This is a genomic window from Bacillus sp. FSL M8-0256 (genome assembly GCF_038005765.1).
GTDB lineage: Bacteria > Bacillota > Bacilli > Bacillales > Bacillaceae > Bacillus > Bacillus safensis.
On record NZ_JBBOTU010000001.1, the window covers coordinates 2,891,792 to 2,912,550 of the forward strand.

The following is a 20,759-nucleotide window of genomic DNA, read 5'->3' on the forward strand; positions in this document are numbered from 1 at the left end:
CCTCCTCTAATCTTGCGCTAAAATAAACTCACTTACTATTTTACCAAAAAAATGTGGTTGTTCCACATGAACTGTATGCCCAGCATGCTCAGCCAAAATGAATTGACTTCCTTTCAGCTCCTGCTGCATACGTTTGCCGATATGGCAGAACTTTTCATCAAGCGTTCCGCAAATGAACAAAGCAGGCAAATGAATATGCTTTAACGCCTTCCAAACAGACGGCTGTGAACCTGTTCCAATTCCTTCTAAGCTGCGAGCCAGTCCAAGAGGATTGGCTTTTAGTCTTCCCTCTCTCAGCTCAGTCTGCCTTTCCGCTGATAAAGTTTTCTGCGACGCAAACAAAGGAATGCTTTCCCAAAAATCCACAAACTTCACTAAGCCTTCATGTCTAATCTTTTGAGCAAGCTGATGATCATGCTTTAGTCTTGCCATCCGCTCTTTAAAAGTGCGAAGCCCAGGAGATGTACTCTCAAGAATCAATTTATTGACACGATCTGGATAACGAGCGGCAAATGATAAAGCAATACGTCCTCCCATAGAATATCCGAGAATATTCACTTTGTGAAGCTTTAATTGGTTTAAAATCTCTACAAGATCTGCCAGCTGCTGAGACATGGCATATCTTCTCACACTTTCTGGCGAGTCCGTATGCCCATGTCCAAGCAAGCTGACCTGAATCAGTCTTGTATTCTTCAAATAAGCATTCAAGAACGTCCAAGACGCTGCACTTCCAGTGAAGCCGTGTAAGCATAATGTGGCATTTGCTGCCGAAGGGTTCTGGTCCACCACTTCGTACGCTACCCCATCACGCATTCTTATGATGAGCGAAGGCATTCTTTTTTCACTTCTTCCAATATGTCATCCATCATTTGACGGTGCTTGTCTACACGGGAATGACGATCTGTTTCAATTTCAATTAAATGAAGCCCAGGTTCATCGATATGCGCCATGTACACATCATGTAACTCTTGTTTCGTTGCCGGTTTCGAATAGGTTCCCCCATATAACTTCGATGCATACTCAAAATTCAGTCCTGTCGGCGTACCGAAGAGCTTTTCATAATAAGGTTTATCAGACGCCTGCGGAAGGAAAGAAAAGATACCTCCCCCATCATTGTTTATCAAAACAACTGTCAGCGGAATGTCCATCAGCTTAGCTGCAAGCAGACCGTTCATATCATGGTAAAATGATAAATCTCCAATGACTAAAGTGACTGGCTGCTTCAATGCTGCATACGTGCCAAGTGCTGTGGACACAACGCCGTCAATGCCATTTGCTCCGCGATTCGCCATCATTCGAAAAGGCTTGGACTGAGTTTCAAAAAATGTATCTACATCACGAATCGGCATACTATTTCCGATAAAAAGGACACTCTCCTTTGGCAAGAGGTGCTGAAGCTGACGGTACACATTCCCTTCAAAGGACAAATCCTCATCTGAATAGCGGGCTGCATGCGTTCTGAATGAAGAATTAGCATTCTGCCAGCAGTTTAAGAAACTTGTCTCTTTACGCTGTACTGCTTGATTTAATGCTGCTTCTACAAAAGCAGAGACAGTACTTTCAATGACGTATGAAGCACTTAACCCTGGATCACGAAAACCTCCGGCAGCATCTACAACAATCTGCTGCACTTCCGCATGTTTTTCCAGCCACTTGAATAAGGGCTTAGACACAGGCATCGGGCCAAAACGAATGATCATATCCGGTAATAGATGCTGCTGCAATGCTTCATCTTTCAATAAAGAATCATAAGCGTCGATAATTAGCTCTTTATTCTCATGCCCGTTGCGCAAAAGAGAAAGCGGGTCAGCTAAAATAGGTAAATGCAGAGCTTTCGAAAGGCGTAAAACTGCCTCTTTTTCTTCCTGTGTATGAAGTTCACCAGCCACAATCAGTCCCTTTTTGGATTGATTCATGACGGTTACGATTTCAGACATCACTCGATCATTTGGGAAAGCATGACCTGATGCTAATACCTTTTTCGTGTCTGATTCTTCTCGCGCGAAAGGGTCAATAGACAGATCAGGAAGCAATGGTTCTCTCAGAGGTACATTGATCTGAACAGGCCCTTTTGGTTCCTGCATCGACATGTGATTTGCTCTCGCAGCTGCTGTCTGAACATAACGCAGCATCGTTTGACTTTCCTCTGGCAATGCTAAGTCTGTGAACCATTTAACAAACTTACCGAATAAGAATTGCTGATCAATCGCTTGAGGTGCCCCAACTTCCCTCAATTCGTGCGGCCGATCAGCAGTTAAAACAATAAGAGGTACACGAGAATAATGCGCCTCTACAATGGCTGGATAAAAGTTAGCAGCTGCTGTACCTGATGTACAAATGAGCAGCACTGGTGATTGACTTGCTTTTGCAAGACCAAGCGCATAAAAAGCAGCAGACCGTTCGTCCACTAAAACATGGACATGGATGTCTTGATGAGCAAGGGCCAGCATCGCAAGCGGAGTTGAACGAGAACCAGGACAGACAACTGCCTCTTTCACACCACCTTGGACGAATTCATCCATCAATCTGCCTATATATGTTGTCATGATGTGATTATTCAATAGGATGACCTCCAAGAGCAGACAGCATTGGTCTTAACTTCACTTGTGTTTCCTCATACTCCTGCTTTGCAAGGGAATCCTCTACAATTCCGCAGCCAGCGAACAAACGAACACGATCTTCCTCAATAAGACCTGACCGAATGGCTACAGCAAATTCTCCATTATCCTGAGAATCAATCCAGCCTACCGGCGCTGCATACCAGCCGCGCTTAAGCGGTTCGATTTCACGAATCACTTCAACCGCCTTTTCCTTAGGATATCCGCCTAATGCTGGCGTCGGATGAAGCTGCTCAATTAATGAAAAGAGGGAACAGCTGCTTTTGATTTCTCCCACAATCGGTGTAAACAAATGCTGAATGTTTTTTGTTTTATAAAGACTTGGTTGATTTGGTTTATGCACATGAAGGCAATTCGCTTTAAATGCTTGCTCAATCATATTGACGACAATTTGATGTTCAATCAAATTCTTCTCATCATGCAGCAGTTCCTCGCCTAATGCGTGATCCTCCGCTTCATCTTTTCCGCGAACAATGGAACCTGCTAAACAGGATGAAAAGACCTCTCCACCGCTTTTTTTCACTAAGCGTTCCGGCGTGGCTCCGACAAATGCTTGTCTTCCCTGTTCAACCGCAAATACATAACTCGTTGTTTGGTGCTTTAATAATTCTGCTAATAGTGGAGCTAGTTCAATTTGATTTTTATAGTGAAGCAAGACTTCTCTTGCTAAAACAACCTTTTCATATTCGTTTACACGAATGTGGTCTGTCGCTTCTTGGATCGCCTTCATCCATTCGTTCACATCCAGCTCTTCCATATGAACAAGTTCAGCTTGTCCACCAGTCCGTACTGGCAATGCCTCGAAACGGGAGGCTTTTTGTTCTAATTCTTGAATAAGCTGATGAACATTCCCGTCCACCTGCTTCCACTCATTGATCGTAAGAAAACTGCCTTCTTTTGAGACAGTCAGCATGATCGATGGCACAAAAAAATGAGCCTCGCCAAATGCTTCCCAATGACGCGCCTTCTCTTCGTGCGGATCAAACGAGAATCCTCCAAATAAAAGCGGACCAACAGCCGCTTGCTTTAACTCCTTCTCATCATGAAAATGGAACATGTGCTGCTTTAGCTGTTCCCATTCTTGATGGACTATATCGAATCGTTCCTTGCCTTGCTCAGATGATTTAATGACGGCCGCTCTGCCAAGTCCAGAAAATATCATTTGGCTTTCTGGATCAGACCAAAAAAACCGCTCGCCTAAAAAATCCGCTTCGCCGCTTTGGAAAAAGGCAAGAGGATCCAGATCGTCAACTCTTCTGGAGTAGCTTATCAAAACAGCATGGTTGACGTTATTCGCTTCTTCTAATGTCGCGAGCGCTTCCTGCCGGAAAGTACTTTGCACTGTTGTCACCATGATACATTCCTCCAAAATCCATGAAATAACATAAAAAATAAAACCATAACAAAAAAATACATGAACATTCGAATATGTCGAATGACCTGCTTTTCTATTATAAACCTTAACAGATGAACTTAGTAAAGAAAACAGCTTTTAAAACCTCGAATCCTTATTATATCACGCTTTCAAGATTTTTTCGCTCCTGCTTATTGAAACGAGAGCATCAAAGGTAAAATGGCAGGACATGTACTAAAAATCAAGCTTTCCTTCGATATGGCAACGATTAGCAAACATCTTTTTCCCGATTCATCGCATCAATATATTGACACCTTTTTGAACTTTGCTAAACTGGAATTTGGACGTGTACGTATTTTTTTATTTAAAGGAGTATATTTTATGCAGCATCAATCGATATCAGATCAGCTTTCACCAATAAAGCCTGATAAAAACTGGCGAATTTGGTGGAATTTACTACGACCGCATACACTAACAGCGGCATTTATTCCCGTTACTTTAGGAACTGTTTTAGCACTTCCAAGTGGTCAAATACATGTTGGGTTGTTTTTAGCCATGCTGTTTGCATCTATGTTTATCCAAATCGCAACAAACATGTTTAATGAGTACTTTGATTATGTTCGCGGGCTTGACAACGAGAAATCTGTCGGCATCGGCGGAGCCATTGTAAGAAACGGTGTGAAGCCAAAGACAGTCCTCAGCCTCGCTTATGCACTATTTGCGCTTTCTTTATTACTTGGGGTATATATTTGCATGATGTCTAGCTGGTGGATTGCACTAATAGGACTTATTTGTATGGCAGCAGGCTATTTCTATACTGGCGGCCCTGTACCAATTGCATATACACCGTTTGGAGAACTTGTTTCAGGTGCTTTTATGGGATTAGGAATCATCCTGATTAGTTTCTATATCCAAACAGGCACACTGACGTCTAAAGCGGTTCTCATCTCACTACCAATTTCTATTTTAGTTGGTGCCATCTTACTATCGAACAATATCCGTGATTTAGACGGGGATAAGGAAAATGGACGAAGAACACTTGCCATTCTTGCTGGACGCAAAGCTGCAGTGAACATTTTACTTTCCATGTTTTTGGTATCATATGTACTCATTTTTGTTTATATCTTCACAGATATCGTCGGTCTTTGGAGTCTTCTTGTTTTACTGAGTGTGCCAAAAGCCTATACAGCCATTAAAGAGTTTAAGCAAAAAGAAAAACCGATTGAATTAATGAATGCCATGAAATCTACAGCTCAAACGAATACATTTTTTGGTTTTCTGCTGACGATCGCTTTAATCATACAATACTATATCGCGTAACAAAGAACGCCTGCAGCCGCAGGCGTTTTTTTAATAAGGAATTGCTTCAAATTGGAACTAGTCTTACATACAAAATTGCTCATACTAACAATATGTTTGATATGAAAGGATGATCGCTTTGTTGTCTAAAGACGAATTACATCATTTGAAGCAGCGCCTTCTTGATGAAAAGAAAGAACTTGAAGCCAAAAGCCATGACGATGAACAGAAAGTATCCTTTCCTTACGATTCGATCGGTGAATTGTCTGCCTATGATAACCACCCGGGTGATCAAGGGACAGAGCTGTTCGAGCGGGGGAAAGATATTGCTTTAAACAGCTTGGAACATGAACATATGTTAGACATCAATGAAGCACTCCAAGCCATTGCAGACGGCTCTTATGGTCTGTGCAAGGTCTGTAAAGCCCCTATTCCAAAGGAACGCTTAGAAGCCTTGCCTACTGCCGTCACATGCACAGAGCATTCAAAAGAACAGACCGTTTCACAAAACCGTCCGATTGAAGAGGATTTATTAAGTCCTCCCGCGGGACAATTTGAAAATGAAGAAAGTGCTGCGTACGATGGAGAAGATGCCTACCAAGACGTAGAACGCTACGGAAACTCTGAGACCCCGTCTGATATGGAATTCCCTCCTCTAACATACGATGATGTATATACACAATCAGAAGATGAAGATTATGTGGAGGACTACGAAGGATTCGCAGCTGCTGATATTGAAGGAAAAGCAAGCAAGGTGTATCCGACCAAAGCACACGAGGCCTATGAAGAAGCACTAGACGAAGAAGGTGTCATGACGGTATTTGGTGACTTGAAACCGTACGAGGAAGAACCTTATACAGAAGAAAATCATTAGTCCCCTCATATTGGGGGCTTTATGTTTATATCATGTAATTATTGGGAAATCATTTTAAGAGTGAATTTGATTGGAGGAGATTCTTGATGGCTAGAAAAAGTATCATTTGGGCGATTGTTGTCTTCTTTATTACATACGCACTATTCTCTATTGCCGGATTCTTGTTCCCCATCGACAGAGAATGGTATGACGCATTGAATAAACCAGAATGGACGCCTGGTGGCGGTGTGATTGGTGCTGTGTGGGCTGTCTTATTTGCACTCATCTCATTGTCCGCAGCGATCATTTATGGAAAATATGGATTCCAAAAAATCACTTTACCATTTTGGATTCTTTTCCTTTTAAATTATGTTTTCAATCAAGCCTTTAGCTTTTTTCAATTTACACAAAAGGATTTGTTTGTAGCTACAATCGACTGCCTTCTCGTCGCACTGACAGCACTTGCACTTGTCATCGTCTCACGTAAACTAAGCAAAGTCGTTCCAATTTTACTGATTCCTTATGTCTTATGGGGCTTCTTTGCCACATACTTGTCTTATACGATCTATTCCATGAATATGTAAAAAAAGACCGCCATGATGCGGTCTTTCGTTTTGGAGAAAATAAAAAAGAGATCTTTGACAAGATCTCTTTTAAAAATGACCCGTACGGGATTCGAACCCGTGTTACCGCCGTGAAAGGGCGGTGTCTTAACCGCTTGACCAACGGGCCAGATCAATGGCGGAGAAGGAGGGATTTGAACCCTCGCGCCGCTTACGCGACCTACACCCTTAGCAGGGGCGCCTCTTCAGCCACTTGAGTACTTCTCCATTTGGCTCCGCAGGTAGGATTCGAACCTACGACCGATCGGTTAACAGCCGATAGCTCTACCACTGAGCTACTGCGGAAGATCATGGTGGGCCTGAGTGGACTCGAACCACCGACCTCACGCTTATCAGGCGTGCGCTCTAACCAGCTGAGCTACAGGCCCATGAACAGATATACAAATGGAGCGGGTGATGGGAATCGAACCCACGACATCAGCTTGGAAGGCTGAGGTTTTACCACTAAACTACACCCGCAAAAATATGTATGGGGCGATTGATGGGAATCGAACCCACGAGTGCCAGAGCCACAATCTGGTGCGTTAACCACTTCGCCACAACCGCCATACTATGAATATTTTTATAAAAGTGGCTCGGGACGGAATCGAACCGCCGACACACGGATTTTCAGTCCGTTGCTCTACCAACTGAGCTACCGAGCCAAGTATTCTTTTGAAAAATGGCGGTCCGGACGGGACTCGAACCCGCGACCTCCTGCGTGACAGGCAGGCATTCTAACCAACTGAACTACCGGACCATTTTGGTTGCGGGGGCAGGATTTGAACCTGCGACCTTCGGGTTATGAGCCCGACGAGCTACCGAACTGCTCCACCCCGCGATGATATGGGTTTTAAAAAATATGGCGGAGGAAGAGGGATTCGAACCCCCGCGGGCTTTGACACCCCTGTCGGTTTTCAAGACCGATCCCTTCAGCCGGACTTGGGTATTCCTCCGTATAGATGGTGGACCTTGTAGGACTCGAACCTACGACCGGACGGTTATGAGCCGTCTGCTCTAACCAACTGAGCTAAAGGTCCTTTATAGCGGCGGAGGGGATCGAACCCCCGACCTCACGGGTATGAACCGTACGCTCTAGCCAGCTGAGCTACACCGCCATGATCAAAATAATCTTTTAAAAAGTGGAGCCTAGCGGGATCGAACCGCTGACCTCCTGCGTGCAAGGCAGGCGCTCTCCCAGCTGAGCTAAGGCCCCATAAAAGATGGTCGGGAAGACAGGATTCGAACCTGCGACCCCTTGGTCCCAAACCAAGTGCTCTACCAAGCTGAGCTACTTCCCGATCTTAATGGCGCGCCCGAGAGGAGTCGAACCCCTAACCTTTTGATCCGTAGTCAAACGCTCTATCCAATTGAGCTACGGGCGCTTATTTATAATGCCGAGGGCCGGACTTGAACCGGCACGGTAGTCACCTACCGCAGGATTTTAAGTCCTGTGTGTCTGCCAATTCCACCACCCCGGCGTGGATGGTATAAGCGGAAGACGGGATTCGAACCCGCGACCCCCACCTTGGCAAGGTGGTGTTCTACCACTGAACTACTTCCGCATTACAGGATTTCTTTATTTTATTTGGCAATGCGGGTGAAGGGACTTGAACCCCCACGTCATAAAGACACTAGATCCTAAGTCTAGCGCGTCTGCCAATTCCGCCACACCCGCATGAAACATGGTGAGCCATGAAGGACTCGAACCTTCGACCCTCTGATTAAAAGTCAGATGCTCTACCAACTGAGCTAATGGCTCGCTTTAAAAGCGACTTGTCTATCTTACCATATGAAAGTGGTGCCGGCAAGAGGACTTGAACCCCCAACCTACTGATTACAAGTCAGTTGCTCTACCAGTTGAGCTACACCGGCTTTATCTATCCTAACATTATGTAAGAATAAATATGGTGGAGGATGACGGGCTCGAACCGCCGACCCTCTGCTTGTAAGGCAGATGCTCTCCCAGCTGAGCTAATCCTCCACTATGTAGGAATCTCTCGATCCGACAAAGATTATTATATACAGGTTTTAATCATTTGTAAAGGCTATATTAAAAAAATTTTATTTCAATTTTCATTGCGTATTTCTTTTAACAAATGATCGTCATTTCACCTATTCAAACAGCTGCTGTTCCACGTTCAGCAGCTGAACTTCTCTCTTCTATATTCTCTTTTAAAACGTTCGATTCCTTCAGAAATATTAGCAGTCCCTCATTTTTATACTTTAATGATATATGTAATCTCTTTAGCCGTAAGCATTTATAAAAATCATATAGGCTTACACATCTTTAATTTCCCTATATAAGCTGATACTCTATCTCTCTATTGTTTTATGTTTTATGCGATAGGCTTATTTTCTCTTTATATCCAAGTATTTTACACGCTGCTTGTGGACATAAAATGAAGCCACGTTCTTTTATCAAACAAGTGAATGTATGTACCCTCAACTTGCACAAAAAAGACCAGTTCCGACTGGAACTGATCCTTATAGAAGCTTGGCGGCGTCCTACTCTCACAGGGGGAAACCCCCAACTACCATCGGCGCTGAAGAGCTTAACTTCCGTGTTCGGTATGGGAACGGGTGTGACCTCTTCGCTATCGCCACCAAACCTGATGGAGAGAATGTTCTCTCAAAACTAGATAACAATGTTCATGCTTCACATTAGAATATAGGTTAAGTCCTCGATCTATTAGTATCTGTCAGCTCCACGTGTCACCACGCTTCCACCTCAGACCTATCAACCTGATCATCTTTCAGGGATCTTACTTCCTTGCGGAATGGGAAATCTCATCTTGAGGGGGGCTTCATGCTTAGATGCTTTCAGCACTTATCCCGTCCGCACATAGCTACCCAGCGATGCCCTTGGCAGAACAACTGGTACACCAGCGGTGCGTCCATCCCGGTCCTCTCGTACTAAGGACAGCTCCTCTCAAATTTCCTGCGCCCGCGACGGATAGGGACCGAACTGTCTCACGACGTTCTGAACCCAGCTCGCGTACCGCTTTAATGGGCGAACAGCCCAACCCTTGGGACCGACTACAGCCCCAGGATGCGATGAGCCGACATCGAGGTGCCAAACCTCCCCGTCGATGTGGACTCTTGGGGGAGATAAGCCTGTTATCCCCGGGGTAGCTTTTATCCGTTGAGCGATGGCCCTTCCATGCGGAACCACCGGATCACTAAGCCCGACTTTCGTCCCTGCTCGACTTGTAGGTCTCGCAGTCAAGCTCCCTTGTGCCTTTACACTCTGCGAATGATTTCCAACCATTCTGAGGGAACCTTTGGGCGCCTCCGTTACATTTTAGGAGGCGACCGCCCCAGTCAAACTGCCCACCTGACACTGTCTCCCTGCCCGATAAGGGCAGCGGGTTAGAAGGTCAATACAGCCAGGGTAGTATCCCACCGATGCCTCCACCGAAGCTAGCGCTCCGGTTTCCAAGGCTCCTACCTATCCTGTACAAGCTGTACCAACATTCAATATCAGGCTGCAGTAAAGCTCCACGGGGTCTTTCCGTCCTGTCGCGGGTAACCTGCATCTTCACAGGTACTATAATTTCACCGAGTCTCTCGTTGAGACAGTGCCCAGATCGTTGCGCCTTTCGTGCGGGTCGGAACTTACCCGACAAGGAATTTCGCTACCTTAGGACCGTTATAGTTACGGCCGCCGTTTACTGGGGCTTCAATTCGCACCTTCGCTTACGCTAAGCGCTCCTCTTAACCTTCCAGCACCGGGCAGGCGTCAGCCCCTATACTTCGCCTTACGGCTTCGCAGAGACCTGTGTTTTTGCTAAACAGTCGCCTGGGCCTATTCACTGCGGCTTCTCGGGGCTTTAACACCCTAAGAAGCACCCCTTCTCCCGAAGTTACGGGGTCATTTTGCCGAGTTCCTTAACGAGAGTTCTCTCGATCACCTTAGGATTCTCTCCTCGCCTACCTGTGTCGGTTTGCGGTACGGGCACCTCTCACCTCGCTAGAGGCTTTTCTTGGCAGTGTGGAATCAGGAACTTCGCTACTAAATTTCGCTCGCCATCACAGCTCAGCCTTCACGGGAAACGGATTTGCCTATTTCCCAGCCTAACTGCTTGGACGCGGATATCCAATACCGCGCTTACCCTATCCTCCTGCGTCCCCCCATTGCTCAAATGGTGAGGAGGTGGTACAGGAATATCAACCTGTTGTCCATCGCCTACGCCTTTCGGCCTCGGCTTAGGTCCCGACTAACCCTGAGCGGACGAGCCTTCCTCAGGAAACCTTAGGCATTCGGTGGACGGGATTCTCACCCGTCTTTCGCTACTCATACCGGCATTCTCACTTCTAAGCGCTCCACCAGTCCTTCCGGTCTGGCTTCACAGCCCTTAGAACGCTCTCCTACCACTGTTCGTAAGAACAGTCCGCAGCTTCGGTGATACGTTTAGCCCCGGTACATTTTCGGCGCAGAGTCACTCGACCAGTGAGCTATTACGCACTCTTTAAATGGTGGCTGCTTCTAAGCCAACATCCTGGTTGTCTAAGCAACTCCACATCCTTTTCCACTTAACGTATACTTTGGGACCTTAGCTGGCGGTCTGGGCTGTTTCCCTTTCGACTACGGATCTTATCACTCGCAGTCTGACTCCCAAGGATAAGTCATCGGCATTCGGAGTTTGACTGAATTCGGTAACCCGGTAGGGGCCCCTAGTCCAATCAGTGCTCTACCTCCGAGACTCTTACCTTGAGGCTAGCCCTAAAGCTATTTCGGAGAGAACCAGCTATCTCCAGGTTCGATTGGCATTTCACCCCTACCCACACCTCATCCCCGCACTTTTCAACGTGCGTGGGTTCGGGCCTCCATTCAGTGTTACCTGAACTTCACCCTGGACATGGGTAGATCACCTGGTTTCGGGTCTACGACCACGTACTCATGCGCCCTATTCAGACTCGCTTTCGCTGCGGCTCCGCATCTTCTGCTTAACCTTGCACGGGATCGTAACTCGCCGGTTCATTCTACAAAAGGCACGCCATCACCCGTTAACGGGCTCTGACTACTTGTAGGCACACGGTTTCAGGATCTATTTCACTCCCCTTCCGGGGTGCTTTTCACCTTTCCCTCACGGTACTGGTTCACTATCGGTCACTAGGGAGTATTTAGCCTTGGGAGATGGTCCTCCCGGATTCCGACGGAATTTCACGTGTTCCGCCGTACTCAGGATCCACTCTGGAGAGAATAACATTTCAGTTACAGGGCTGTTACCTTCTTTGGCGGGCCTTTCCAGACCTCTTCGCTTATATCATTCCTTTGTAACTCCGTATAGAGTGTCCTACAACCCCAAGAGGCAAGCCTCTTGGTTTGGGCTGTTCCCGTTTCGCTCGCCGCTACTCAGGGAATCGCATTTGCTTTCTCTTCCTCCGGGTACTTAGATGTTTCAGTTCCCCGGGTATGCCTTCTCATACTCTATGTATTCAAGTATGGATACTACTCCATTACGAGCAGTGGGTTTCCCCATTCGGAAATCTCCGGATCAAAGCTTGCTTACAGCTCCCCGAAGCATATCGGTGTTCGTCCCGTCCTTCATCGGCTCCTAGTGCCAAGGCATCCACCGTGCGCCCTTTCTAACTTAACCATTTCTTACTTTAGAAAGAATCACTATGTGTGATGAACTTTGCATTGCATTCAATGTGAATGTATTACTTATTGTTATCTAGTTTTCAAAGAACAATCCTGTCTCGCTAGAGACATGTTTTGAAGGAATGATCCTTCAAAACTAAACAAGACGAAAACGTACGCTGCTCCATATATCCTTAGAAAGGAGGTGATCCAGCCGCACCTTCCGATACGGCTACCTTGTTACGACTTCACCCCAATCATCTGCCCCACCTTCGGCGGCTGGCTCCATAAAGGTTACCTCACCGACTTCGGGTGTTGCAAACTCTCGTGGTGTGACGGGCGGTGTGTACAAGGCCCGGGAACGTATTCACCGCGGCATGCTGATCCGCGATTACTAGCGATTCCAGCTTCACGCAGTCGAGTTGCAGACTGCGATCCGAACTGAGAACAGATTTATGGGATTGGCTAAACCTTGCGGTCTTGCAGCCCTTTGTTCTGTCCATTGTAGCACGTGTGTAGCCCAGGTCATAAGGGGCATGATGATTTGACGTCATCCCCACCTTCCTCCGGTTTGTCACCGGCAGTCACCTTAGAGTGCCCAACTGAATGCTGGCAACTAAGATCAAGGGTTGCGCTCGTTGCGGGACTTAACCCAACATCTCACGACACGAGCTGACGACAACCATGCACCACCTGTCACTCTGTCCCCGAAGGGAAAGCCCTATCTCTAGGGTTGTCAGAGGATGTCAAGACCTGGTAAGGTTCTTCGCGTTGCTTCGAATTAAACCACATGCTCCACCGCTTGTGCGGGCCCCCGTCAATTCCTTTGAGTTTCAGTCTTGCGACCGTACTCCCCAGGCGGAGTGCTTAATGCGTTAGCTGCAGCACTAAGGGGCGGAAACCCCCTAACACTTAGCACTCATCGTTTACGGCGTGGACTACCAGGGTATCTAATCCTGTTCGCTCCCCACGCTTTCGCTCCTCAGCGTCAGTTACAGACCAGAGAGTCGCCTTCGCCACTGGTGTTCCTCCACATCTCTACGCATTTCACCGCTACACGTGGAATTCCACTCTCCTCTTCTGCACTCAAGTTTCCCAGTTTCCAATGACCCTCCCCGGTTGAGCCGGGGGCTTTCACATCAGACTTAAGAAACCGCCTGCGAGCCCTTTACGCCCAATAATTCCGGACAACGCTTGCCACCTACGTATTACCGCGGCTGCTGGCACGTAGTTAGCCGTGGCTTTCTGGTTAGGTACCGTCAAGGTGCGAGCAGTTACTCTCGCACTTGTTCTTCCCTAACAACAGAGCTTTACGATCCGAAAACCTTCATCACTCACGCGGCGTTGCTCCGTCAGACTTTCGTCCATTGCGGAAGATTCCCTACTGCTGCCTCCCGTAGGAGTCTGGGCCGTGTCTCAGTCCCAGTGTGGCCGATCACCCTCTCAGGTCGGCTACGCATCGTCGCCTTGGTGAGCCATTACCCCACCAACTAGCTAATGCGCCGCGGGTCCATCTGTAAGTGACAGCCGAAACCGTCTTTCATCCTTGAACCATGCGGTTCAAGGAACTATCCGGTATTAGCTCCGGTTTCCCGGAGTTATCCCAGTCTTACAGGCAGGTTACCCACGTGTTACTCACCCGTCCGCCGCTAACATCTGGGAGCAAGCTCCCTTCTGTCCGCTCGACTTGCATGTATTAGGCACGCCGCCAGCGTTCGTCCTGAGCCAGGATCAAACTCTCCGAGGTATGCAGGATGCATATCACACATGCGTTGCTACACGATGTAGCGAACTTAGCATGTGATCATTTCCTGCCTCGCCAGTTTGACTGACTACCTATGAAGTATCATAGGATTTTTTTATAAAAACTCGAATTAACAGGTACGTTTTGTCTTGTTTAGTTTTCAAAGATCATCTTCGCCGTCTCTCAGAGGCGACTTTATTAATATAACATTCTATCAAGATAAAGTCAACAACTTTTTTCTTAATGTTATTTATCAACCGCGCTGTTTCAGCGGCGAATACAAATATAACACCTTTTGAAAGAAGAAACAAGTATTTTTTCTAAATAATTTATTTTTCCTTATCTCTTCCTATATATTGATACAAATGCTGCTTATCTCGGGAATTGTCTATTGTTGATCCTGCAGGTCTTTAGTATATTTATAATAGATTGAAACTAAATAACCGCAGGGGGAGCTTTGTGCTGAGAGTGAACATTCGTTGTTCTGACCCTTTGAACCTGTCAGTTAATACTGAAGTAGGAATGTGGAATCACTTGAATACATACGGTGTATTCAAATCGATATGTTTTTCTATGAATAACATACTCATCCTTACACGGTCTCTCCTTGCTCAATTCATGAAAAAGGAGATTTTTTTATGCAGCAATCAAATCAATTGGTACGACTGATGGAAATCGCAATTATGACTTCACTTGCACTTGTATTAGATTACTTATCAGGTCTCTTTTTAAGAATGCCCAATGGCGGTTCTCTTGCGCTGATTATGATTCCCGTCATTCTCATGTCTATTAGATGGGGAATATCTACCGGATTTATCATCGGTGTGTTAATCGCAGGTCTTCAGCTGATGAATAGCCCGATCATCGCTACACCTGTTCAAGGATTCCTCGATTACTTCGTTGCATCTGTTGTCATTTCTTTAAGCGGCCTGTTTTCTGGACTGATCAAAAAAGCCATTCAGGATCAAAAGCGAAAACAGCAATTCTTCTATATTACCCTAGCTGTTTTTATTGCTAGTTTCTTCAGGCTGCTGACGTTCTTTATTTCTGGCGTCGTTTTCTTTTCTCAATATGCACCGAAAGGAACACCAGGATGGGTCTACTCTTTAATTTATAACAGCACATATATGGTTCCTTCATTTATTATTTGCAGTATTGTTCTTTGTATACTTATCCCAAGTGCATCCCGTTTGGTTTTTCCTCGTCAAAAATAACCGGCTGATTTCAGCTGGTTATTTTTTTATGCATAATTTGCTGCTCTATGGAATCTATTAATAGTAGAAGATTTCATGCTGGAGGTACGACAATGAGCCCTTACTCCATTATGCTGTGCTGTTATATTCTCAGTCTTGCTTATTTTTTGGCAGGCTTCTATGAAGCTTTAAAAATAGCAGGCGTGAAAGGAAAAGTAGAAGCTTCACCGTTTATTTCTTACATGTTGCTTGCTGTGCTCTTCACTTTTTTCTCTCATTATTACTGGAAGCTGACGATTTAATTCGCTGTACATGGTTATTCAATATAGACAGCTCCCATCCATACCCTATTTCATTATGGTTCTCGCCAGCCAGCTCGAACTGGCTGGTAACGACAAAACTAGGTTGAAGTTTTTGATAAAATTGTTTTGCCGAATTTTGTTCAAACACCCATAGCATCAACTTCTGATACCCTTTTTCTATTAAATAATCGACACCTTTAGCAATTAAGGCAATACCCGCACCTGATTTCTGTTTCTGTTGTAATAAATAGATGGCATATAGCTCTCCATCATATGTAGAATAACGTTCGTCACGTTGTTTTCCGAAAGAAGCAAAACCAAATACGCCATCCGCATCTTCTGCGACAAACGTCCCTTCAAGTGACCTTCTTCTCCAGCTCTCTTTCCGATCTTCAATGTTTAAATCATCTAAATACTCCTGCGAAATAATCCCCTGATAAGTCGTCTGCCAGCTTTTCACATGAATCTCAGCGATTTTTGGAATATCTTGATGTACCGCATGTCTCACCTTCATCCGCGCCACTCCTACTCACTGTTTTTATCCTATTTATATTATGATAAATTCTTATTTTTTAAAATTCAATCAATAAAGGATATCCGTTGACATTTTGTCAACACACCTTTATATTGGGTACGACTTCTTCTATAGAAGAGTTGATACATAATGAAAAGGATGGCGTAGAAAATGGATATTAAGACAACAGAGCTTGGGCAAATTTTAAAGGGAAAATTGCAGCAACGCTCTTTATCTTTAAGAGAGCTCAGCACATACACAGGAATCGATAAAGCGACACTGTCCAGAATCATGAATGGAAAAAGAAAACCCACTTTGAATCATCTGCAGCGGCTTTCAGAATCTCTGAACATATCATTAGATCAACTATTGACTGCTTCAGGGTATCCAATTAAAAACGAAAAGGCGCACGGTGATACGTTCATTCAAGCGGTAGAAGAGATTGAAAAAACCCTAAAAGATCAAGAGGTCTACGACGGTACGTTTAGTCAGACCAAATTGGAACAAAAGTTAAACGAATACGAAGCCTACAGCCAAACAGCTGAAGGAAAAGAAACGATTACGGCAAAGTTTGAAAAAAAGATGAAGACGCTAAGCGGCGTCGGACCATTTCTTGAGCAGTTGAAAAACATGTACAGTTTATTCATAAATGGACGAGGAACTCCTCGAGAATTGATGCTGATGGGAGGCGCACTGCTTTATTTCATTATGCCTGTTGATTTAATACCAGATTATATTTTTCCGATCGGTTATATTGATGACGCTGCCGCCGTGCAAGTCATATTAAACCAACTGACAAATAGGGCATAGCAGGAAAAGAAGCCATGAAAAAACAGTACAGCATTGACTTCGCACTTTTACTCACTGTTATTTGTTTATTTGTCATCAGCCTACTAGCTGTTTATAGCGGATCGGGACAGTATGAAACGCAAGATATGCTTTATTTCGTCAAAAGGCAAATTTTCTGGTATATCGTCGGTTTCGCTCTCATGGCAGCAGTTGCCTACTTTGATTATGAGCTGCTTGAGCGTTTATCTTTTCGGTTCTTTGCAGGTGGTATTTTTCTCATTATTCTTGTGCATTTTTTCGGAACGAGTCAAAATGGTTCCCAAAGGTGGATCAGCTTCGGTTCAATCAAAATTCAGCCATCAGAGTTCATGAAAATTTTTGTGATCCTGCTGCTTGCGGCTGTCTTGAACCAATACAAGCATCAGCGATTTTCTTTTCAAGAAAGCATCATTCCTACAACTAAAGTCATTTGCTGGACTATCGTCCCTTTTTTCCTCATCTTAATTCAGCCAGATTTAGGAACAGCGCTCGTGATCTTATCCATCGCCTTTACACTGATGCTTGTATCAGGGATTTCGAGCAAGATGACGGCTGCATTAATGGCTGCTTTTCTTGCACTTCTTGCCTTTTTGATCTATCTGCACAATCATCATTTTGAGCATTTTACGAAAATCATTAAGCCTCATCAGCTTGATCGCATTTATGGGTGGCTCTCTCCTGATGAATTTGATTCAACATACGGGTATCAGCTGAAACAATCGATACTCGGCATTGGATCAGGTCAATTATCAGGAAGCGGTTTTACAAAGGGGCAACAAGTACAAGGTGGCAATATCCCTGAAGCCCATACGGATTTTATATTTGCCGTCATTGGTGAGGAGTTTGGTTTTATTGGCGCCTCTCTTTTGATGTGTCTGTACTTAATGATGATTTACCGAATCATTCACGTGGCTATGCACGCTAATACACTCTATGGATTATACATATGTGCAGGTGTCGTTGGGCTGATCATGTTTCAAGTTTTCCAAAACGTAGGGATGACAATCGGTTTAATGCCTGTGACGGGACTTGCACTTCCTTTTATCAGCTATGGAGGCAGTGCGCTATTGACCAACATGATCGCCATTGGTCTCGGTGTCAATCTTAGATCATCATCCTATATGTTTGGTCGCAATTGGGGTTGAAGATGATGACATTCCTTTTATCCCATCTCAAAAGAATCGACCGCATTCTTGTTGGTACGATTGTGTTTCTCTGCTTATTTGGTTTACTGATGGTCTACAGTGCAAGTTATCCTTTAGGAGAAGTGAAGTATGAACAGGGCAGCTATTTCTTTATCAAACAATGGCAATGGCTCGTGATGGGGGGATTCTTTTTCTTCATTGCCGCTCTTCTCCCTTATCAGATTTATCGCAAATGGATGAAGTGGCTTGTTTTACTGTCATTGCTATGTCTCATCCTTGTCCTGCTTCCTGGAATTGGTGTTGTCAAAAATAATTCACAGCGGTGGATTCATCTAGGTTCTCTCATGCTCCAGCCTTCAGAAGCTGTGAAACTAGTGATGGTGATCTATTTTGCCTATGTGTATGCGAAAAAACAAGCGTACATTACATCTTTTAAAAAAGGTGTAATGCCGCCACTCATTCTTTTAGGGATTGCTTTTTTATTGATCTTAAAGCAGCCAGATTTAGGCACAGCTGTGTCTATTTTATTAAGTTGCGGCATTATTTTATTATGCGCTGGACTGAAAACGCGCCATCTTATTTTGCTGGGATGGACTGCCGCAGCGGGAATCACTTTTTTTGCTGTGACAGCTCCTTACCGTTTAAAACGGCTGACTTCTTTTCGTAATCCTTTTCAGTATGAAAATGGGGATGGATATCAGCTGATTCATTCGTATTTCGCGATGAATTCAGGCGGGCTGACGGGAAATGGCTTAGGCGGAAGCATTCAAAAACTGGGCTTTCTTCCTGAAGCCCATACGGATTTTATCATGGCCATCATCAGTGAAGAACTGGGAATCATGGGGATTTTGCTTGTGATTGGTGCATATCTCCTCATCATGTATCGAGCCATGCGAATTGTGCAAGCTTTACACGACCCATTTGGAAAACTGTTAACGATCGGGCTCACGTTTCAAATCATGCTCCAAGCAGCCTTTAATCTAGGAGCTGTCTTCGGGCTTCTCCCCATTACAGGCATACCTCTTCCCTTTATTAGCTATGGCGGCTCCTCCTTAATGTTTATGATGATATCGGCTGGTATTCTCGTGAATCTTTCTTCATATGTAAAAAAGAATCCATATCGGGCGCATGCCAAATAGACACCTTCTGCTGGAAGGTGTCTTTTGATTTTATTCTTCTATTTGAGTATCAGCGATCTCTTTTTTTCTTGGTTGTTTGATCTCGTTTGTCAGCTCTTGAATGCTTTGCTTCACATTGCCTTTGCCAGAAAAATTCTCAATAATTTCTTTCACATCTATTCCAGAGGATGCTTTCAGACTTTCTTGCAGACTGGACATGAGGTTTGTGGCATAGCCAGTGACTTTATTAGCACCGCTGCCTTCCCCGTTACCGCCCGTATCCACAACAGTAATTTTATCAATGTTAGAAAGTGGTGCAGATACTTGCTTCGCATATTCAGGTAGCATTTTCACAATCATATCAAGAATGGCTGCCTGACCATACTGTTCGAACGCTTCCGCAATTTTCTCTTTCGCTTCCGCTTCCGCAAGTCCTTTTAGTCTAATGACTTCTGCTTCTGTTTCCCCTTTTGCACGATCCGCTTCCGCTTTGGCAAGCCCGTCAATACGGACTTTCTCAGCTTCTGCTTTGGCCATTGCTTCAATGCTGTATTTCTTCGCATCTGCTTCAGCGAGGCGTTTCGCTTTTTCCGCAGCAGCCGACTGCTCAACAGCATAACGGTCCGCATCTGCTTTCTTTTTCACTTCAGAATCGTATTGACGTTCACGACGCTGAATCTCTTTTTCTTCTAATTCAATTTGTTTCTGACGCTCAATGATTTTGACTTGCATTTCTTGTTCAGTTACGTGCTGACGGTTACGAGCTGTTTCTAGATCGTACGCTTGGTCAGCACTTGCTTTCGCCGTATCCTGTTCGCGTCTAAATTCTGCTCTTTTCAGCTCATTAATCTTTTCTGCTTCAGCGATTTCAGTAGCACGCTCAAGCTCAGATTTCTTCGCATCTTTATCTGCTTCGGCACGTTTGATACGTGTTTCTTTATCTGCTTCAGCTGTTGCAATATCTGCATCGCGTTTTACTTGGGCAATTCTTGGTTTACCTAGAGATTCTAAATAGCCATTTTTATCACGAACATCTTTGATCGTAAACGATACAATGACAAGACCCATTTTCGCTAAATCTTGAGAAGCGACACGTTGTACTTCTTGTGAGAATTTCTCTCTGTTTTTATAAATCTCTTCAACTGTCATTGATCCTAAGATGGAACGAAGGTGGCCTTCTAATACTTCTCTTGCTTCGTTTTCGCGGTCTTCTTTTGTTTTCCCTAAAAACTGCTCTGCAGCAGTCGCGATTTCTTCAATCGATCCGCCAATTTTAATGATGGCTGTTCCATCCGCCATGACTGGTACACCTTGTTCGGTATAGACTTCAGGTGTTGAAACGTCTAGCTTGCTAGATAGTAAGCTGAGCGGCTCTGCTTGTTGAAAGACTGGAAGTACAAAGGTACCGCCGCCTCTCACAATCTTAATCTTGTTTCCACCTTCATCCACGTGGACATTTTTACTTCCTAGGTAACTTCCTGTGACGATTAATGCTTCATCTGGACCTGCTGTCCGGTATTTAGAAACAAATACACCAATAAGTGCAATAAGAATCACAAGCACAATTCCAATGATCACTAAAATCGTTGTTCCTGGCATAGC

The 20,759-nt window shown here is 44.9% G+C and carries 12 protein-coding genes, 21 tRNA genes, 3 rRNA genes and 1 riboswitch; of the genes, 7 read left to right on the forward strand and 29 right to left on the reverse strand.

Annotation, left to right across the window (positions count from 1 at the left end; translation table 11 throughout):
- Positions 1–6: 6 nt before the first annotated feature.
- From menH to NSQ76_RS14870, 3 genes are read right to left on the reverse strand one after another with little or no spacing between them, the layout of a single operon-like run.
- The gene (menH, locus tag NSQ76_RS14860) at positions 7–834 is read right to left on the reverse strand and encodes a 2-succinyl-6-hydroxy-2,4-cyclohexadiene-1-carboxylate synthase (RefSeq protein ID WP_087976940.1); all 828 of its coding nucleotides are present in this window, start codon (positions 832–834) and stop codon (positions 7–9) included.
- Positions 816–2,561 carry a 2-succinyl-5-enolpyruvyl-6-hydroxy-3-cyclohexene-1-carboxylic-acid synthase gene (gene menD, locus NSQ76_RS14865; protein WP_326134705.1) on the reverse strand — a complete coding sequence of 582 codons (1,746 nt, stop codon included), beginning with the start codon at positions 2,559–2,561 and terminating at the stop codon, positions 816–818. Before menD ends, menH begins: the two co-directional genes overlap by 19 nt.
- Positions 2,554–3,972: an isochorismate synthase gene (locus tag NSQ76_RS14870; protein ID WP_341054584.1), complete on the reverse strand. Its 1,419-nt coding sequence runs from the start codon at positions 3,970–3,972 to the stop codon at positions 2,554–2,556. Before NSQ76_RS14870 ends, menD begins: the two co-directional genes overlap by 8 nt.
- A 381-nt stretch (positions 3,973–4,353) precedes the next feature.
- Here NSQ76_RS14870 and NSQ76_RS14875 point away from each other — a divergent pair, with 381 nt between their 5' ends.
- The 3 genes from NSQ76_RS14875 to NSQ76_RS14885 all read left to right on the forward strand — a co-directional run bounded on the left by NSQ76_RS14875 (position 4,354) and on the right by NSQ76_RS14885 (position 6,708).
- Positions 4,354–5,292, forward strand: coding sequence for a 1,4-dihydroxy-2-naphthoate polyprenyltransferase (locus NSQ76_RS14875; RefSeq protein ID WP_025093657.1), 939 nt, complete (start codon positions 4,354–4,356; stop codon positions 5,290–5,292).
- A 118-nt stretch (positions 5,293–5,410) separates the two neighbouring features.
- Complete coding sequence (locus NSQ76_RS14880) at positions 5,411–6,145, forward strand: TraR/DksA C4-type zinc finger protein (RefSeq protein WP_024425775.1); 735 nt, start codon at positions 5,411–5,413, stop codon at positions 6,143–6,145.
- Between the two features lie 86 nt (positions 6,146–6,231).
- A complete protein-coding gene (locus tag NSQ76_RS14885; RefSeq protein ID WP_024424942.1) occupies positions 6,232–6,708 on the forward strand; it encodes a TspO/MBR family protein in 477 nt (158 codons plus the stop codon).
- A 76-nt stretch (positions 6,709–6,784) separates the two neighbouring features.
- Here NSQ76_RS14885 and NSQ76_RS14890 read toward each other — a convergent pair.
- The 24 genes from NSQ76_RS14890 to NSQ76_RS15005 all read right to left on the reverse strand — a co-directional run bounded on the left by NSQ76_RS14890 (position 6,785) and on the right by NSQ76_RS15005 (position 14,060).
- Positions 6,785–6,856: transfer RNA gene (locus NSQ76_RS14890), tRNA-Glu, on the reverse strand.
- Positions 6,857–6,863: 7 nt separating this feature from the next.
- Positions 6,864–6,954 (reverse strand) — tRNA-Ser (locus tag NSQ76_RS14895).
- A gap of 3 nt (positions 6,955–6,957) precedes the next feature.
- Positions 6,958–7,032, reverse strand: a tRNA-Asn gene (locus tag NSQ76_RS14900).
- 6 nt (positions 7,033–7,038) lie between these two features.
- Positions 7,039–7,115: transfer RNA gene (locus NSQ76_RS14905), tRNA-Ile, on the reverse strand.
- 17 nt (positions 7,116–7,132) lie between these two features.
- Positions 7,133–7,206 (reverse strand) — tRNA-Gly (locus NSQ76_RS14910).
- Positions 7,207–7,217: 11 nt separating this feature from the next.
- Positions 7,218–7,293: transfer RNA gene (locus NSQ76_RS14915), tRNA-His, on the reverse strand.
- Positions 7,294–7,318: 25 nt separating this feature from the next.
- A tRNA-Phe gene (locus NSQ76_RS14920) sits at positions 7,319–7,391 on the reverse strand.
- 18 nt (positions 7,392–7,409) lie between these two features.
- Positions 7,410–7,486: transfer RNA gene (locus NSQ76_RS14925), tRNA-Asp, on the reverse strand.
- 4 nt (positions 7,487–7,490) lie between these two features.
- Positions 7,491–7,567: transfer RNA gene (locus tag NSQ76_RS14930), tRNA-Met, on the reverse strand.
- 22 nt (positions 7,568–7,589) lie between these two features.
- A tRNA-Ser gene (locus NSQ76_RS14935) sits at positions 7,590–7,682 on the reverse strand.
- 7 nt (positions 7,683–7,689) lie between these two features.
- Positions 7,690–7,766, reverse strand: a tRNA-Ile gene (locus NSQ76_RS14940).
- Positions 7,767–7,770: 4 nt separating this feature from the next.
- Positions 7,771–7,844, reverse strand: a tRNA-Met gene (locus tag NSQ76_RS14945).
- A 25-nt stretch (positions 7,845–7,869) separates the two neighbouring features.
- A tRNA-Ala gene (locus tag NSQ76_RS14950) sits at positions 7,870–7,942 on the reverse strand.
- Positions 7,943–7,950: 8 nt separating this feature from the next.
- Positions 7,951–8,027: transfer RNA gene (locus NSQ76_RS14955), tRNA-Pro, on the reverse strand.
- Positions 8,028–8,034: 7 nt separating this feature from the next.
- Positions 8,035–8,111 (reverse strand) — tRNA-Arg (locus NSQ76_RS14960).
- Positions 8,112–8,121: 10 nt separating this feature from the next.
- Positions 8,122–8,207, reverse strand: a tRNA-Leu gene (locus tag NSQ76_RS14965).
- 12 nt (positions 8,208–8,219) lie between these two features.
- Positions 8,220–8,291 (reverse strand) — tRNA-Gly (locus tag NSQ76_RS14970).
- Positions 8,292–8,321: 30 nt separating this feature from the next.
- Positions 8,322–8,404 (reverse strand) — tRNA-Leu (locus NSQ76_RS14975).
- Positions 8,405–8,412: 8 nt separating this feature from the next.
- Positions 8,413–8,488, reverse strand: a tRNA-Lys gene (locus tag NSQ76_RS14980).
- A 37-nt stretch (positions 8,489–8,525) separates the two neighbouring features.
- Positions 8,526–8,601: transfer RNA gene (locus NSQ76_RS14985), tRNA-Thr, on the reverse strand.
- 33 nt (positions 8,602–8,634) lie between these two features.
- Positions 8,635–8,710 (reverse strand) — tRNA-Val (locus NSQ76_RS14990).
- A 511-nt stretch (positions 8,711–9,221) separates the two neighbouring features.
- Positions 9,222–9,337 (reverse strand): 5S ribosomal RNA (rrf, locus tag NSQ76_RS14995).
- 61 nt (positions 9,338–9,398) lie between these two features.
- Positions 9,399–12,329: ribosomal RNA gene (locus NSQ76_RS15000) — 23S ribosomal RNA — on the reverse strand.
- A 182-nt stretch (positions 12,330–12,511) separates the two neighbouring features.
- Positions 12,512–14,060 (reverse strand): 16S ribosomal RNA (locus NSQ76_RS15005).
- The 16S, 23S and 5S rRNA genes sit together here, the layout of an rRNA operon.
- Before the next feature lie 435 nt (positions 14,061–14,495).
- Positions 14,496–14,597, forward strand: a riboswitch (TPP riboswitch).
- 98 nt (positions 14,598–14,695) lie between these two features.
- On the opposite strand from NSQ76_RS15005, the gene thiT reads away from it, so the two are divergent.
- On the forward strand, positions 14,696–15,271 hold the full coding sequence (gene thiT / locus NSQ76_RS15010) for an energy-coupled thiamine transporter ThiT (RefSeq protein ID WP_025094237.1): 576 nt from the start codon (positions 14,696–14,698) through the stop codon (positions 15,269–15,271).
- A 240-nt stretch (positions 15,272–15,511) separates the two neighbouring features.
- On the opposite strand, the gene NSQ76_RS15015 is transcribed toward thiT, so the two are convergent.
- Complete coding sequence (locus tag NSQ76_RS15015) at positions 15,512–16,066, reverse strand: GNAT family N-acetyltransferase (RefSeq protein ID WP_341054589.1); 555 nt, start codon at positions 16,064–16,066, stop codon at positions 15,512–15,514.
- A gap of 171 nt (positions 16,067–16,237) precedes the next feature.
- Here NSQ76_RS15015 and NSQ76_RS15020 point away from each other — a divergent pair, with 171 nt between their 5' ends.
- Genes NSQ76_RS15020 through ftsW form a run of 3 tightly spaced genes read left to right on the forward strand, consistent with a single transcriptional unit; the run spans position 16,238 to position 19,178 of the window.
- Complete coding sequence (locus NSQ76_RS15020; protein WP_135032789.1) at positions 16,238–16,876, forward strand: DUF1232 domain-containing protein; 639 nt, start codon at positions 16,238–16,240, stop codon at positions 16,874–16,876.
- Between the two features lie 14 nt (positions 16,877–16,890).
- Positions 16,891–18,039 carry a rod shape-determining protein RodA gene (rodA, locus tag NSQ76_RS15025; RefSeq protein WP_341054593.1) on the forward strand — a complete coding sequence of 383 codons (1,149 nt, stop codon included), beginning with the start codon at positions 16,891–16,893 and terminating at the stop codon, positions 18,037–18,039.
- A 5-nt stretch (positions 18,040–18,044) separates the two neighbouring features.
- Entirely contained in the window at positions 18,045–19,178 is a 1,134-nt protein-coding gene (gene ftsW, locus NSQ76_RS15030; RefSeq protein ID WP_122632104.1) for a putative lipid II flippase FtsW, read from the forward strand.
- Between the two features lie 30 nt (positions 19,179–19,208).
- Here the strand turns inward: ftsW and NSQ76_RS15035 are convergent, their stop codons facing one another.
- Entirely contained in the window at positions 19,209–20,756 is a 1,548-nt protein-coding gene (locus NSQ76_RS15035) for a flotillin family protein (protein ID WP_034284308.1), read from the reverse strand.
- Positions 20,757–20,759: the final 3 nt, after the last annotated feature.

Excerpts from the sequence above, each read along its gene's own strand:
- menH (WP_087976940.1), bottom strand. The coding sequence starts at position 834 with ATGCCTTCGCTCATCATAAGAATGCGTGATGGGGTAGCGTACGAAGTG.
- NSQ76_RS14870 (WP_341054584.1), bottom strand. The coding sequence starts at position 3,972 with ATGGTGACAACAGTGCAAAGTACTTTCCGGCAGGAAGCGCTCGCGACA.
- NSQ76_RS14875 (WP_025093657.1), top strand. The coding sequence starts at position 4,354 with ATGCAGCATCAATCGATATCAGATCAGCTTTCACCAATAAAGCCTGAT.
- NSQ76_RS14885 (WP_024424942.1), top strand. The coding sequence starts at position 6,232 with ATGGCTAGAAAAAGTATCATTTGGGCGATTGTTGTCTTCTTTATTACA.
- thiT (WP_025094237.1), top strand. The coding sequence starts at position 14,696 with ATGCAGCAATCAAATCAATTGGTACGACTGATGGAAATCGCAATTATG.
- NSQ76_RS15015 (WP_341054589.1), bottom strand. The coding sequence starts at position 16,066 with ATGAAGGTGAGACATGCGGTACATCAAGATATTCCAAAAATCGCTGAG.
- NSQ76_RS15020 (WP_135032789.1), top strand. The coding sequence starts at position 16,238 with ATGGATATTAAGACAACAGAGCTTGGGCAAATTTTAAAGGGAAAATTG.
- rodA (WP_341054593.1), top strand. The coding sequence starts at position 16,891 with ATGAAAAAACAGTACAGCATTGACTTCGCACTTTTACTCACTGTTATT.
- ftsW (WP_122632104.1), top strand. The coding sequence starts at position 18,045 with ATGACATTCCTTTTATCCCATCTCAAAAGAATCGACCGCATTCTTGTT.
- NSQ76_RS15035 (WP_034284308.1), bottom strand. The coding sequence starts at position 20,756 with ATGCCAGGAACAACGATTTTAGTGATCATTGGAATTGTGCTTGTGATT.